Here is a 15282-nt window from a genome sequence, read left to right as displayed (position 1 = left end):
TTTCTTCATACCATTCGGAATGGTTGACAATCACACTAAAGGAGCCATGGGAGGTACCAAGCATGAATATTTTTGAACGCGTTGCGGAACATCGGGCAGAGAGTGACCGTTTGTCATGGAACGGAACATTTGAGGATTACATCGCAATGCTGAGAGAAGATCCGACTCCGGCAATGACGGCTCACGCACGAGTGTATCAGATGATTGAATCATTCGGCGTGGAAGAAGTGGGTGGACAAAAACGATACAAGTTTTTTGAGCAAGAGATTTTTGGCTTGGATCGTTCCATTGAGAAGCTAGTCGAAGAATATTTCCATTCAGCAGCACGCCGATTGGATGTACGTAAACGGATATTATTACTTATGGGACCCGTCAGCGGAGGGAAATCTACGCTGGTGACGTTACTGAAACGTGGATTGGAGAAGTTCTCCCGTACAGAAAAAGGTGCAGTGTACGCCATTGAGGGATGCCCAATGCATGAGGAGCCTTTACATCTCATTCCACTGGAGCTTCGTCCAGAAGTAGAGAAGGAAATAGGTGTTCGAATTGAAGGCAACCTATGCCCTTCCTGCCAGATGCGGCTTCGTACAGAATACGGCGGAGATATTAGCCGCGTGAAGGTGGAACGAGTCGTCATTTCGGAAGATAACCGGGTAGGGATCGGAACATTCAGTCCATCTGATCCGAAATCTCAGGATATCGCAGATCTCACAGGAAGCATCGACTTCTCTACAATTACCGAGTTCGGTTCAGAGTCTGACCCACGTGCTTATCGATTCGACGGGGAATTAAATAAAGCAAACCGGGGACTCATGGAGTTTCAGGAGATGCTGAAATGTGATGAGAAATTCCTCTGGAACTTGTTATCGTTAACGCAAGAGGGTAACTTCAAGGCTGGACGATTTGCGTTAATCAGTGCAGATGAAATGATAGTCGCACATACAAATGAATCGGAGTACAAATCGTTTATATCCAACAAAAAGAACGAGGCGCTGCAGTCCCGGATGATTGTAATGCCGATACCTTACAATCTGAAGGTGTCTGAGGAAGAGAAAATTTATGAGAAACTCATTCAACAAAGTGACATGAAGCATGTTCACATTGCGCCGCATGCTCTGCGGACAGCAGCCATTTTCTCGATACTTACACGTTTGAAAGAAACCAAGAAACAAGGCATGGATCTGGTTAAGAAAATGCGGATGTACGATGGTGAGGAAGTTGAAGGATACAAAGAAGCAGATTTGCGTGAAATGCAGAATGAGTATTTGGATGAGGGGATGTCGGGAATCGATCCGCGGTACGTCATCAACCGGATATCCAGTGCTTTGATTAAACAAAATCTTCAGTGCATTAACGCGCTGGACATTCTGCGGGCAATCAAGGACGGTTTGGACCAGCATGCTTCTATCTCCAAAGAAGAGCGTGAGCGGTATCTAAACTTTATCGCTCTGGCTCGCAAAGAATACGACGAGCTTGCCAAGAAAGAGGTACAAAAAGCGTTTGTTTATTCATTCGAGGAATCTGCAAGAACATTGTTTGAGAACTACCTTGATAATATTGAAGCCTTTTGCAATTGGTCCAAAATTCGAGATCCATTGACAGATGAGGAGATGGATCCGGATGAGCGCTTGATGCGTTCGATTGAGGAGCAGATTGGTATTTCTGAAAATGCGAAAAAAGCGTTCCGGGAAGAGATTTTGATCCGAATCTCGGCTTACTCCCGCAAGGAGCGTAAGTTCGAATATAGCAGCCATGACCGCCTGCGCGAAGCGATCGAGAAAAAGCTGTTTGCCGATCTGAAGGACATTGTCAAAATTACGACATCAACGAAGACTCCGGATGCGACACAATTAAAACGAATGAACGAAGTCATTAAGCGATTAATTGAGGAACATGGCTACACCGCGGCGAGTGCAAATGAGTTGCTGCGCTATGTGGGTAGTTTATTGAATCGCTAATATCAGACCATTCCGGATCAGGCTCTTAATGTCTGCTGTGAGGCTCCTTCACGGCAGGATTAAGAGCCTTTTTACATGCTTTACATAGAAATGAAGTGAGTTTAATCACAATCCTGTACAAATTTATGACAAAATAGTTCTAATGGTTTATGAAAAAGTAGGTCATTTAGTCTATAATCTATACAATATTTAGAAATTAAAGTTTCTTATTGGTTACTAAGGAGTCGATTACATCACTATGAGTATTGCTGCAGCAAGACAGAAACAACTCGATTATATTGGACTGACAAGCAAAGATTTGCAATTACTTGCCGCTCACCGGCCAGTCTTTGAGAAAGTGGTAAATGAAGTTGTTGATCACTTTTACAGACATGTAGGCAACTATCCTGAACTGGTGGATCTGATTGCTCGATTCTCTAACATTGACCGACTAAAAGAAACACAACGGATGTATTGGTTATCAATGACGGACGGTGTCGTGGACGACGCTTATATTAACCAACGTATTGAGATTGGGCTGGTACACTCACGAATTGGATTGTCTGAAGATTATTATCTAGGTACATATATGGTCTATCTTGATATTGCGACAACCATTTTCCAGCAGGTCATTCCTGAGTCATGGCATCCCATCATTCAAGCACTTAGCAAAATGTTCAATCTAGACTCTCAGCTTGTACTGGAAGCCTATGAGAAAAAAGAAAAAGAAAAACTGCATCATCTTGCGGCGGATCAACAAAATACGTTGCTGGCCATTACGCAAATTACACAACAGCTGACAGGGATGATCAGTGAACTGAATGAAAATGCACGAGCGATCTCTGATGTCGCTATGCAAACGGCAGCTTCCCAGGATCAAGCACATGAGCTGCTGGAAGAGTTAACAGGAGAAATGCAACAGATCGGTAAGATGGGGGAGCTCATCCGCGAAATTTCAGATCAGAGTCACCTTGTTGGATTGAATGCAGCAATTGAAGCTGCTCATGCTGGGGAGTTCGGTCGGGGCTTCGAAGTGGTCGCGAGTGAGGTGCGTAAGCTTGCAGCGAGTTCTCGTGATGCACAAGGAAAGATTCAGGCTAATCTAGATCAGATCATGAAAAAACTCAGTCATGTACAGAAGGAATCAGAACATACGTCTCAGGGGGCACGCAGTCAAGCATCCCGTTCTCAAGAGCTGGCTGTATTCGCCACAACGATGGAGAAATTGGCAGTGGATCTGCAGAAACTGGATCATTAAGCTGTAGATAATACACTTGTTGGAACCGGTATTACCGTTTCTGGCTGTTTTAAGCTATAATGGGTAGACAAACCTGCCGATGCGTTAGCGAAAGCAGCCGGAGACAGGGGATTTATAAGAGGTTGAGGTGATCAGATGGCTTCTATCCATGATGTGGCCAAAGAAGCGGGCGTATCTGTTGCAACCGTTTCCAAAGTGCTGAATGACTATCCTGATGTAAGTGACAAAACTCGAAAAAAAGTCAATATAGCCATCGAACTATTAAAATATCAACCCAATGTGGTCGCACGTGGATTAGTTAAACGTCGCTCTTGGACAGTAGGCGTACTCTTAACCGTACCGTTTACCAACCCATTTGTATCGGAATTGTTGGAAGGGATCAAGACAGCGCTGGAGAACAGCGGTTATGATCTTGTTCGTTTATCTACCCGTTTCGATGACCCTGGCTATTCATTCATCAAGCATTGCCGGAGCCGTAATGTGGATGGTGTTGTTGTATTTGGTGAAGGAAGAGAAAACAAAAGTATTGAAGAGCTAGTTCATGCTGAGATTCCAACGATGTTTGTGGATACGGATTTGTTCGGGAAGCGAGCTGGATATATCACAACGGATAACGCGAATGCTATTGGCATGAGTGTTAAACATTTAGTTGAGCTGGGGCACCGCCGGATTGCCTATATTTCGGGGACATTAGGTTCAGCGGTAGCGAACCTGAGACTAGACGGATACAAAGAAGGGCTGCGACGCTGTGAGATCCCGTATTCAACCATCTACTTGGAAGAATGTGATTATTCTTTTGATGGTGGAGGTAAAGCAGCGAGAAGGCTATTAGCCCTGAAGGATCATCCTACTGGCATTGTCTGTGCTTCGGACATGTCCGCATTTGGAGCAATTCAAGAAATTGAACGGCATGGTCTGCGTGTACCTGAAGACATATCTGTTATTGGCTTCGACAATACATACTATGCACAGGTGTTCAAGCCTGGACTAACGACGATTAATCAAAATATATATTCGATCGGTATCAAGTCGATTGAGTATCTGATTGCTATGATCGAGAATCCAGACTATACACCTCCAGTAGTTACGGAGCCTTCCAATCTGGTCATTCGTCATACAACAGCACCTGTGCCTGAGTAGGTGACATAAGGACAAAAAGAGGACAGCCAATGGCTGTTCTTTTTTTGTATGTGATTAGAAGTTATACCTTATCTGTAGGTGAGTGTATTTGCTGCTGAGGTTGCTGATGTTAGCAGTGGAAATGGAACTAGATGGTAATTAAATCCTTTAGTAGTCTATATAATGAAAGTGTTTACAAAAGCATTGATGTATAAAAAAAATACGAAGGAGGCAATGGGATGCGTTATCGAAAATGGTGGAGCTTGTGCTTAACAATGGTCATGGTCATCAGTTTGCTGCCTTTGACGAGTCCGGGAAAGATAAGTGCCGAGACAGCAGATGAGGATGAATTATTACTGTCTCATTCTTATGAAGAGGGCACATCCCAAGGGTGGGCACCTAGAGGCAACGTTACGCTGGCCGTGACAGAGGAGGATGCGTATGAAGGAACACATGCTCTCCAGACAACAGGCCGAACCGCAGCGTGGAATGGACCTGCCTTATCCGTAACGAATATATTGGAGAAACACGCTGTCTATGAAATAACAGGATATGTGAAGCTGTTGCCTGGGACGACACCGGCTAATCTTAAATTTACCGTTGAGCGTCGTGAAGGTACTCAGGCTGCACAATATGATCAAGTGAATACGGCTATTTCTGTAACTGATCAGGAATGGGTTAAGTTACAGGGAGAGTACAGCTATCAGCAAGGAACAGACCTGCTATTGTACTTAGAGAGTGATGACCCAACGAGTAGTTATCTGTTGGATTCGTTCCAATTACGACGGGTAACTGCTGCACCGGAGCCTGAGAATCCAAGTGTACCTGGTGAACAGCTGTTTGCAGCCAATTTTGAGAATAATCAGGTGGGAGAATGGCGCCCGCGAGGTTCTGAGCAGCTGAGTGTTGTCACAGGCACTGGCCATAACAGCACGCGTAGCTTGAAGACGTCCTCCCGTACAGAAACATTTCATGGACCGCTCATCGAGGTGTTGAATCACTTGGAGAAGGGAAGCACCGTGCATATTTCCTTTTGGGCGATGTATGATGAAGGGCCAGCCACTCAAGTCATTAATGGTTCCTTGGAGAAGGAGTATCATAACGACAGCTCAACCAGAGAATATACTACGTTCGCTTCAACAAGTTTAACCCAGGGACAATGGAAGAAGATTGAGGCGGATGTCGTCGTTCCAAGTGAAAGTAGTGGAATTACCGGTTTTCGATTCTATGCGGAAACCCCGTGGAAATCGTCTGTAAATGTGACAGAGACGGATACGATTCCATTTTACATTGATGATGTTGTTATTACAGCGGCAGACTCGCTAGAAATTGAACAGGACATTCCAAATCTAGCAAGTACGCTCGGAACATCTTATGACGTTGGGGCAGCTATTGACTTGCCAGCTCTTAATCCACAAGATCCACATGCACAGTTGTTAGTCAAGCATTTCAACAGCATCACCGCGGGTAATTTTATGAAAATCGATGCGATGCAACCACGTGAAGGTGAGTTTGTCTGGTCGGACACCGATCGATTAGTTGAGTTTGCCGAGAACAGCAATATGCGGGTAAGAGGTCATACGTTAGTATGGCATAGCCAAGTCCCCGAATGGTTTTTTACAAGTCCAGATGATGCATCACAGCCAGCGACTAGGGAACAACTTCTTGCACGGATGAAGACACATATTCAGACAATCATGCATCGATATCAGGGCAAAGTTCACACTTGGGACGTTGTCAATGAGGTCATCTCGGATGGAGGAGGTCTGCGTAATGAGGCAAGTGGTTCCAAGTGGAGAGATATCATTGGTGATGTAGATGGTGACGGTGATGACAGTGATTACATTGAACTGGCGTTCCGGTATGCACGCGAAGCTGATCCTAACGCTGTGCTGGTCATCAACGACTATGGGCTGGAAGGTAGCGTTAATAAACTGAATGATATGGTGGAACTGGTCGAAAAGCTGCTCGCAAAAGGTACACCGATTGATGCGGTTGGGTTCCAAATGCATGTGTCTATGTATGGGCCGAATGTACAGCAAATCCGTGAAGCTTTTGAGCGAATTGTTGCTCTAGGGGTCAATATACAAGTGACAGAACTGGATGTGTCTATTTATTCGGGTTCATCGGAGCAGGAGAAACCAGTCACAGATGAACTAATGATGCAGCAGGCATACCGGTATAAGGAATTGTTCGATCTGTTTCAGGAGTTTGATCAGCGCGGAGTGCTGGACAGCGTAACCGTCTGGGGGCTTGCGGATGATGGAACATGGCTGGATAATCATCCCGTGCAGGGGCGTAAAGATGCACCACTTTTATTTGATCGGAAACTGAAAGCGAAACCCGCTTACTGGGCATTGGTTGATACGACAACACTGCCGATGGTTCGGAACGAATGGACAGCGAACAAGGCTAGCCCTGCTACGCCGGATCGCAAAGGACAGGAAGATGTGCTATGGGGAGCCGTAAAAGGTGTGCAAGTTTCCCATCGCGTAGAAGGTACATCGGATGTTACGGGGCAAGCAAGCGTGCTGTGGGATAATAAAAAGGTAAATCTTCGCATAGAAGTACAAGACACCTCCCGACACAAGGGAGATCAGGTGCAGGTGTTCCTTGAAGAAGAATTGAATGACCCAACAGACGGAGGGGCGGCTGATCCGACTTCCAAGAAGAAAAAAGAACCTAAGCCTGTGAATGGGCAGTATACATTTGAACGAAATGGCGGCAAAGGGAAGGATCATAAGTTATACAAAGTAAAAGAGACATCGACGGGGTATATCATTTATGCAGCTATCCCATTGTCAGCCTCTGTACTTGCTGAAGGCAAAACGTTGTCTATGGATTATCGAATTCAAGATCAGCAGGCGGATGGTCACACCTCCGTTGTCGTCTGGAACGATGTCAATAATCAACAACCGAATGAACCAGGGAATCGTGGCAGATTGAAATTAGGCAGTACCCTGAAACATACGAAGGTCACGTACGGTACACCCGTGTTAGATGGTCAGAAGGATCGTATATGGAAAAAGGCGGCTTCCATTCAAACGGATGTGTGGGTTCTTGGGAACTCTGGGGCAACAGCGACAGCACAATTGTTATGGGATGAACAATATTTGTATGTACTCGCTGAGGTCAGAGACCCCCTGCGTAGCAAAGCTAGTGTGAATGCATATGAGCAGGATTCCATTGAATTTTTTGTGGATCCCAATCATAACAAAACCTCGTTTTATCAAGAGGATGATGCTCAATATCGAATCAATTATGATAATGAAACTTCTTTTGGAGGCAATGCCCTTCAGGATCGGTTTCATTCTTATACACGTCTGACGAATGCAGGTTACGTTGTAGAAGCAGCCATTCCATTAGATCTGGTGTCGACCCATACTGCACCGTGGATCGGATTCGATCTGCAAGTGAATGACGATAGCACAGGTGAAGGCAAACGTAGTAGTGTCTCCATCTGGAGTGATGTTTCAGGCAATTCATATCGAGATACCTCCGGATTTGGTAACCTGCTGCTCGTTCGCAAATGATAAAGCATGAGATGAAGCATAATTCGTGTCCGATTCAATGAATTGGCAGACAATAGATATGGAAATAAGTGTTGATTTTCGGGAGTAGGACGATTAGACTATATACATCAATATTAAACGGATTTCAGATGTGCATATAGCTAGGGATACGTGATGTATCCGCTTGCTGGAGTTTGTGGTTACAAGTCAAATGAAGTGAAGGGAGTGCCTGTCACCGGGACAGAGCACTCGCTTCTTTTTTTACTTTTAACATACATACAAGACATTTGCCGGTTGAAAGGAAAGACGGAGTGGAGCACATACATGGAACGTACAACTCGGAACTTGTTATTTTATCTTACGTTATTGCAGCAGTAGCTTCGTACGCGGCGCTTGATCTTGCAGGGCGGGTAAGCTTGGCGAAGGGGATGCCAAGAAACGTGTGGCTCACCTGTGGCGCGATGTCGATGGGACTAGGGATTTGGTCAATGCATTTTGTGGGCATGTTGGCCTTCACCCTCCCGATGCACGTTTCCTATTCAATGGGTGGAGTAACACTTTCAGTTCTGCTTGCCATCGTTGCATCTGGTGTAGCTTTGCATATCGCTGGCCGGGAGTCAGTGTCGATGAGGCAGCTCATTGTTGCCGGCTTGCTCATGACCGTCGGGATCAGCAGTATGCATTATGTGGGGATGTCGGCGATGTCCGCTTCAATTATGTATCAGCTGTCTAAGGTGATCTTATCGATATTGATCGCGGCAGCGGCTTCCTTTGCTGCACTGTGGCTTATGTTTTTTTTCAGGCATCAACATTCACGTTCGACCTGGGCGTACAAGCTGGGCAGTGGACTTATTATGGCGATTGGCATAACGGGAATGCATTATACGGGGATGTCTGCCGCGCAATTTCAGAATGGACATGTCATGGTAAAACACTCAGGCATGCAGATGAACCCCGACATGCTCGCTTATTTAATTGCAGCTGGCACGTTTGTTACGTTGGGCTTTACGTTATTCGGTATTTTCTTCAATCAACGTCTCTCTCAAAAAGATCAGCGTATCCATGAGAATGAACAATGGTACCAAGCGCTGTATCACAACCATTCCGATGCTATTATTTCTGTGGATCGAGAAGGTTACGTCAAAGGCATTAATGCTGCCGTTACTCGTATAACAGGGTATGAAGAGCAAGAGGTGATCAATCGGCGTATTGATCATACTCTCGAACATGTTGAAATCTATTGGCAAAACGATATGCAGGATGTGGCTTGGGGAGAGGGTTGTCTGGATCAGCAGAACTACAACGCAACGATGAGGGTCATGGATGGGCGGTTGCGAGATTTGCATATTAGCGTTGTGCCTGTGTTGATCAAGGGGAATCATATGGGCAGTCATATTTTAATCAAGGACGTTACAGAGGAGAAGCAGGCACAGGAGCACATTCTTCATCAAGCTCTGCATGATTCACTTACAGGGTTGCCCAACCGGCGAAAGCTGGATGATGTACTGGCCGCAACTATTGCCTCCTCTGAATTAACAGGTCAACAATTTGCAGTTATGGTGATGGATATTGATCGTTTCAAAATGATTAATGATTCGCTGGGTCACTCCATCGGAGATATCTTCTTGCAAGAGGTTAGTGATCGGATCATGGATGCGATGCAAGCCTGGGATTCCAAAGCCGAGGATAATGTTATGCTAGCTCGTATGGGCGGAGATGAATTCACATTAGTTGTTGCTAATGATCAGAGGAATGAGATTGGCGTGGCTGAGCTTGCAGAGCGAATCGTCAGTGCGATTCAATTACCATACCGTCTAAAAGAGAATGACTTCTATGTTACCGCAAGTATTGGAATTGCGATGTATCCCGATCATGGTACGGAAGCGGATAGTTTATTGAAACATGCGGATACCGCTATGTATGAAGTGAAGAAAAACGGCAAGAATGGCTTTCAATTCTATACCACCCAACTTGATTCAGAGTTGTATGAGCGAATTGAACTGGAAGGCTATCTGCGTAAGGCGCTGGAACGCGATGAGATGGTGTTGTATTATCAGCCCCAGATTCGGACGGAGGACAGCCGGATGATTGGTGTGGAAGCACTTATTCGCTGGAACCACCCACACAAAGGAATTCTGCCACCGAATGTCTTCATTCCACTCGCTGAGGAGACAGGTATGATCTATGCGATTGGGAACTGGACGCTGCGGGAAGCCTGCAGACAGATGAAGCAATGGCATGAAGCTGGTGGGCCACTCATTCCAGTCTCGGTTAACTTATCCAGCCTGCAATTCCATCAGGCTAACCTGTTAGAGCAGGTTCAACATGCGCTGCTTGAGACTGGGCTGGAAGCCAAATATCTAGAACTGGAGATTACAGAGAGCATGATGATGGACGCTTCTGTATCTGCCGAAATTCTTAACGAACTTACCTCGCTCGGTGTGAAGATCAGCCTTGATGATTTTGGTACAGGATACAGCTCGCTCAGCTACTTGAAGCATTATCCAATCCATAAATTGAAGATTGATCGCTCATTTGTTACCGATATTACGGAGAATCGGAGTGATCAGGCGATTGTCGCAACGATTATCTCGATGGCTCAGCATTTGAAGATGGAAGTTATTGCGGAAGGCATTGAGACCAAGGGACAATTGGATATTTTAATGCAGAATGACTGCAAAGAGATCCAAGGGTATTACTTCAGTCGCCCCTTGCCAGCTCAAGAGGTCGAGCATCACTTTTTTGTTCCACTGCGGTTAGAAGATCAATCTTAGAATTGGTTTTGAAATTGTGGGATTGAGGCTTCACTAGCTATATTTCTATTTTTATAACATCATGCCAAGCGGCAAGTCCCCGTTATTCTACAGGGACTTGCCGCTTTATTTGTTGATTATACATATTGGATTAAAAAAGAATGTGAATAATTAAATCCATTCGGGTTCATTAAGTAATCAAAGTGAGGACATCTCACAGAAACTTGCGATGGTGCTTCTTGCCATCATAGGTGAACCAGATTGGTTTATCCTCTACACGGGTTTCCAGATGCACTGTGCGCCCCCATAGCTTGTAGAGATAAGGGAGGGTGCGCTCCATATATTTAAGATCCAGCTCAATGCCTTCATATTGATGTTTGAGGACAAGCTCGCCGGTTCGCAAATAGTCTGCGTCTTGAACAACGAGGTAAGGAGAGCCGCCGTTCACGCGTGAGAATACAAGCTGATCGCGTATGTTTTCCCAAGACTTGTCGGTGATTTTCCAGTCTGGGCCCTTTTTCTCAAATACGTATAGGTCAAGGTCTTCCGTTAATTGTTTGGTCATGTAATTGCGGATAAACGAGGTGTCTGAATCGAATTCACGAACCTCGAACATTTTGGCACGACCCATACCCGGTTTGCGTCCAAAACGCTCCCGCTCTTCCTTAGATGGATGATCCCATCGGTGCTCAATATCCTCGAATATTTTAAGTCCCAGATAATATGGATTCAAGCTTTGTTTGGACGGCTGCACCACAGAGGAATTCAACTTGGCGAATTCAATGGTGTCTTCACTACTGAGATCCAATTCGCGTATAATGCGTTGATGCCAGTACGAAGCCCAGCCTTCGTTCATGATTTTGGTTTCCATCTGCGGCCAGAAATAAAGCATTTCTTCGCGCATCATACTCATGATATCCCGCTGCCAATCGGTTAACACTTCGGAAAACTCTTGAATGAACCACATCACATCTTTTTCCGGCTCAGGTGGGAAGTGATGGACTTTAATTCCATCTGTAGGAGTTGCCTCTTCCTGTCTATCATCCAGAGCCCATAAATCGTCATAACGTCCTTCGGGTCTAGGCGCTTTCTCTCCACGCTGTTCACGTATCTTCATTTCCATGTAACGTTGTTTGTCCAATTGACGGGGCTTGATGAGCTGTGGATCAACATGCTCCTGAATGGCAATGACAGCATCGATGAAGGCTTCCACGGCCTCAGTACCATATTCCATCTCATAGTTGCTGATCCGGTCGGCTGTCGCTGCCATGCTCTCGACCATATTTCGGTTTGACTTAGAGAAGCGGGCATTGTTTTTGAAAAAGTCACAGTGAGCAAGCACGTGTGCCACAATGAGTTTATTTTGAATAAGGGAGTTTCCGTCGAGCAAGAAGGCGTAACAAGGGTTAGAGTTGATCACAAGCTCGTATATTTTGCTGAGTCCAAAATCGTATTGCATCTTCATCTTATGAAAGGTTTTACCGAAGCTCCAGTGGCTGAAACGAGTAGGCATGCCATAGGCACCAAAGGTATAGATGATGTCTGACGGGCAAATCTCGTAACGCATGGGGTAGTAATCTAGGCCGAATCCATCGGCAATCTCCATAATTTCGGCAATGGCATATTCAAGGTCACGGATTTCATCGGTCATCCTACACTGCCTCCTTCACGTTTCTGAAAAAAGCTGCGCAAAGCTTTGTATACTTCGCCTTTTTCTTTGATCACATAATACATGAACTGGTCCATCTTGATATGGCGATAAGCAGACATGAGTGTACTGCTGCGATTGTATTGGTTCACTTCGCCATAACCAAACATGTTGCTTCGTTTCATCAATTCACCGATCAGCTTCACACAACGCTCGTTGTCAGAGGTCAGATTATCCCCGTCAGAGAAATGAAAAGGATAGATGTTGTAGCTGGAAGGAGGGTAACGTGAATCAATAATATCCAGTGCTTTCATATATACGGAGGAACAGATGGTGCCCCCGCTCTCGCCACGGGTGAAGAATTCCTCTTCGGTGACCTCTTTCGCTTCGGTATGATGAGCAAGAAACACAATTTCGACCTTCTCATATTGACGACGCAGGAAACGAGTCATCCAGAAGAAGAAGCTGCGTGCGCAGTATTTTTCGAAGGAGCCCATCGACCCTGAAGTATCCATCATCGCAATAATGACAGCGTTGGATTGTGGAATGATCTTATCTTCCCACGTCTTATACCGCAGATCGTCAGGACTGATGTGATGAATACCGGGATTGCCCGTTGTTGCATTTCGGCGTAAGTTCTCCAAAATGGTTCGTTTCTTATCAATGTTAGACTGCATTCCTTTTTTGCGAATATCGTTGAACACGACCGTATGTGTCTCGATGAGATCTTTGTCCTTCTGTTTCAGATCTGGAAGCTCCAGTTCTGCAAATAACATATCTTCCAATTCCTCTATGCTAACTTCCGCTTCCACGATGTCATGACCGGGCTGATCGCCGGCTTTTTCGCCTTTTCCTGGCTTCTGCGACGCAGGATCACGACCGATGACGTCACCGACCTGACTGTCACCATCACCTTGCCCCACATGTTTTTGCTTCTGGTAGTTATACACGAAACGGTACTCATCCAGACTGCGGATTGGTACCTTGATGATTTGTTTTCCATCAGACATGATAATGTTTTCCTCCGTGATTAGATCCGGAAGATTTTGCTTAATGACATCTTTAACCTTTTGCTGATGGCGCTGTTGGTCCTGGTACCCTTTGCGGTGAAGCGACCAATCTTCCCGGGATACGACGAACGAGTAAGGCTGGTGTGAATTTGACATGTAGGCACCCCCCATTGATTACGCGGCACAGTTTGGCCTGTCGGTAATTAAGTATATTCACGGGCGGGGACGATATGTGATGAGAGAGCATATAAAATGATACATTTATGAAGCGAGTAGCATTGAATCATTCGGAATAGTCGCATCCTGTGGGACGTTAAGGCCATTTTAGACTATTTTGATTGGAATACATGTTGTAGCACGATTTCATTGCGATAATTTACAAAAAGCGGGAACAAGTATGATAAACTTTCGTTAGAATAGAAAGGTGCGAGTTCAAAAAGTACGTTGTTACAAGGCATGTTTTATAAGCCATAACGGACATTTGGAACAACCTCGAAATGGAATTGATCCGGCATCCCATATGAGGATGTATGCAAAGGAAGGGTTTTATTTGGAGAAACGGGCGGTTAAAGCTTGGATTATGTATGATTGGGCTAATTCGGCTTATGCAACAACAGTGCTAGCGGCTGTGCTTCCTGTCTTCTATGCTTCAGTAGCAGCAGCGACACTAGATGCGGATACAGCCGCGTCTTATTTGGCGTACACGCATTCTATTGGTATGTTATGCGTAGCTTTACTCACGCCTTTATTAGGCACACTTTCCGATTTATCGGGACGTAAAGGGGACTTCCTGCGAGTATTTGCCTTAATAGGCATAATGGCTACACTGGGATTCAGTATTGTAGGAGAAGGAGACTGGCTTCTGGCATCCGTACTGCTTATTATTTCTACGATAGGTTTTGCGGGCGGTAATACATTTTATGATGCAATGTTGCCTGATCTTGTACCGATCGAACGGCGAGAGATGATTTCTTCGAAGGGGTATGCATATGGTTATGTCGGCGGAGGTTTGCTGTTAGCACTTAACTTGTTAATGATACAACAGCCAAGCTGGTTTGGCTTGGGCAGTACATTAGCAGGTACTAGGCTTGCCTTTGTCTCTGTAGCAATCTGGTGGTTGCTGTTTTCTATCCCGATCTTCCGCTTCGCTCCACGCCGTCCTGCGGCAAGAGATTTACCACAATCATGGGGAGGATACGCCAGAGTAGGTGCACGCAGACTACGTCAAACCTTCAAACAGATGTTACGTTTTCCTCAATTAATACGGATGTTGGTTGCCTTTTGGTTTTTTAATGATGGAATTAATACCATTATCCTGATGGCGACCATTTATGGGACAAGCATCGGTATTGGGACGACGGATCTGATGCTTGCGCTGTTAATCACCCAATTCGTTGGTTTCCCTTGTACGTTATTACTGGGGGCTTGGGCACAACGTTGGGGAGCTAAACCAATATTGCTCGTAAGCTTGTCGGTGTACATATGTATCGTTATTCTCGGTTATTTCATGACAGAGGCACTTCATTTCTATATACTTGCGGGGCTTGTTGGCGTGGTACAGGGCGTTAGTCAGTCTACGGCGCGTTCCTTGTTCAGTAATCTGATGCCTTCTGGCAGGACAGGGGAGTATTTTGGATTCGTCAACATAACAGGCAAATTTTCCTCTATCTTTGGACCGTTTGTGTTCGGACTGGTAGGTCAATTAACGGGTTCAAGTCGCTGGGGGATACTGTCTTTAATCTTCTTCTTTGTTGCAGGCATCGCCTTCTTGTTAACGGTCAAAGTACAGCAGGGAATCAAGGATGCTCAGCTTGCGGACCAGGAGGATCAGAAGCAGTGGGGCGGACATGCGCCTAAGGTTGGATCAGATATAAATGTATCAGGATAACTTCAAGTGTAACACTGGGGTAACAGCGATCGGAAGGTTATTCTGTCATCGGAGTAGCGGGTGTAAATATTATTTAGTTCAATTTACATATCAGCTAATCATGAGATTATGAATTCCTTTCTGTCACTGGAATCCATCTCATAATCCTATAGAGCTT

8 protein-coding genes are annotated in these 15282 nt (G+C 45.3%); 6 read left to right on the top strand and 2 right to left on the bottom strand.

Translation table 11 applies throughout. The features are described 5' to 3' along the window. Nucleotides 1-62: 62 nt before the first annotated feature. From MH215_RS18005 to MH215_RS17985, 5 genes are all read left to right on the top strand, one after another. Nucleotides 63-1958, top strand: coding sequence for a PrkA family serine protein kinase (locus tag MH215_RS18005; RefSeq protein WP_056698442.1), 1896 nt, complete (start codon nt 63-65; stop codon nt 1956-1958). A 238-nt stretch (nt 1959-2196) separates the two neighbouring features. Further along, the gene (locus MH215_RS18000; protein ID WP_239292259.1) at nt 2197-3195 is read left to right on the top strand and encodes a globin-coupled sensor protein; all 999 of its coding nucleotides are present in this window, start codon (nt 2197-2199) and stop codon (nt 3193-3195) included. Between the two features lie 135 nt (nt 3196-3330). Beyond that, complete coding sequence (locus tag MH215_RS17995; RefSeq protein WP_239292257.1) at nt 3331-4335, top strand: LacI family DNA-binding transcriptional regulator; 1005 nt, start codon at nt 3331-3333, stop codon at nt 4333-4335. A 218-nt stretch (nt 4336-4553) separates the two neighbouring features. Beyond that, nucleotides 4554-7847 (top strand): endo-1,4-beta-xylanase, encoded by a 3294-nt coding sequence (locus MH215_RS17990; RefSeq protein ID WP_239292255.1) that lies wholly within the window; start codon nt 4554-4556, stop codon nt 7845-7847. A gap of 290 nt (nt 7848-8137) precedes the next feature. Further along, complete coding sequence (locus MH215_RS17985) at nt 8138-10600, top strand: bifunctional diguanylate cyclase/phosphodiesterase (protein WP_239292253.1); 2463 nt, start codon at nt 8138-8140, stop codon at nt 10598-10600. A 193-nt stretch (nt 10601-10793) separates the two neighbouring features. Here MH215_RS17985 and MH215_RS17980 read toward each other — a convergent pair whose 3' ends face one another. Further along, entirely contained in the window at nt 10794-12230 is a 1437-nt protein-coding gene (locus MH215_RS17980) for a SpoVR family protein (protein WP_239292242.1), read from the bottom strand. Then, nucleotides 12227-13393, bottom strand: a complete 1167-nt coding sequence (yhbH, locus tag MH215_RS17975) for a sporulation protein YhbH (RefSeq protein WP_056698424.1) — start codon at nt 13391-13393, stop codon at nt 12227-12229. Before yhbH ends, MH215_RS17980 begins: the two co-directional genes overlap by 4 nt. Before the next feature lie 394 nt (nt 13394-13787). Here yhbH and MH215_RS17970 point away from each other — a divergent pair, with 394 nt between their 5' ends. Next, nucleotides 13788-15125: an MFS transporter gene (locus tag MH215_RS17970; protein ID WP_239292240.1), complete on the top strand. Its 1338-nt coding sequence runs from the start codon at nt 13788-13790 to the stop codon at nt 15123-15125. The last annotated feature ends 157 nt before the right edge of the window (nt 15126-15282 follow it).

This window comes from Paenibacillus sp. ACRSA (assembly GCF_022346845.1).
In the GTDB taxonomy this organism is placed as follows: domain Bacteria; phylum Bacillota; class Bacilli; order Paenibacillales; family Paenibacillaceae; genus Paenibacillus.
The sequence above is the reverse complement of the archived record's forward strand: the minus strand, read 5'-3'. Positions and strand labels throughout refer to the sequence as shown.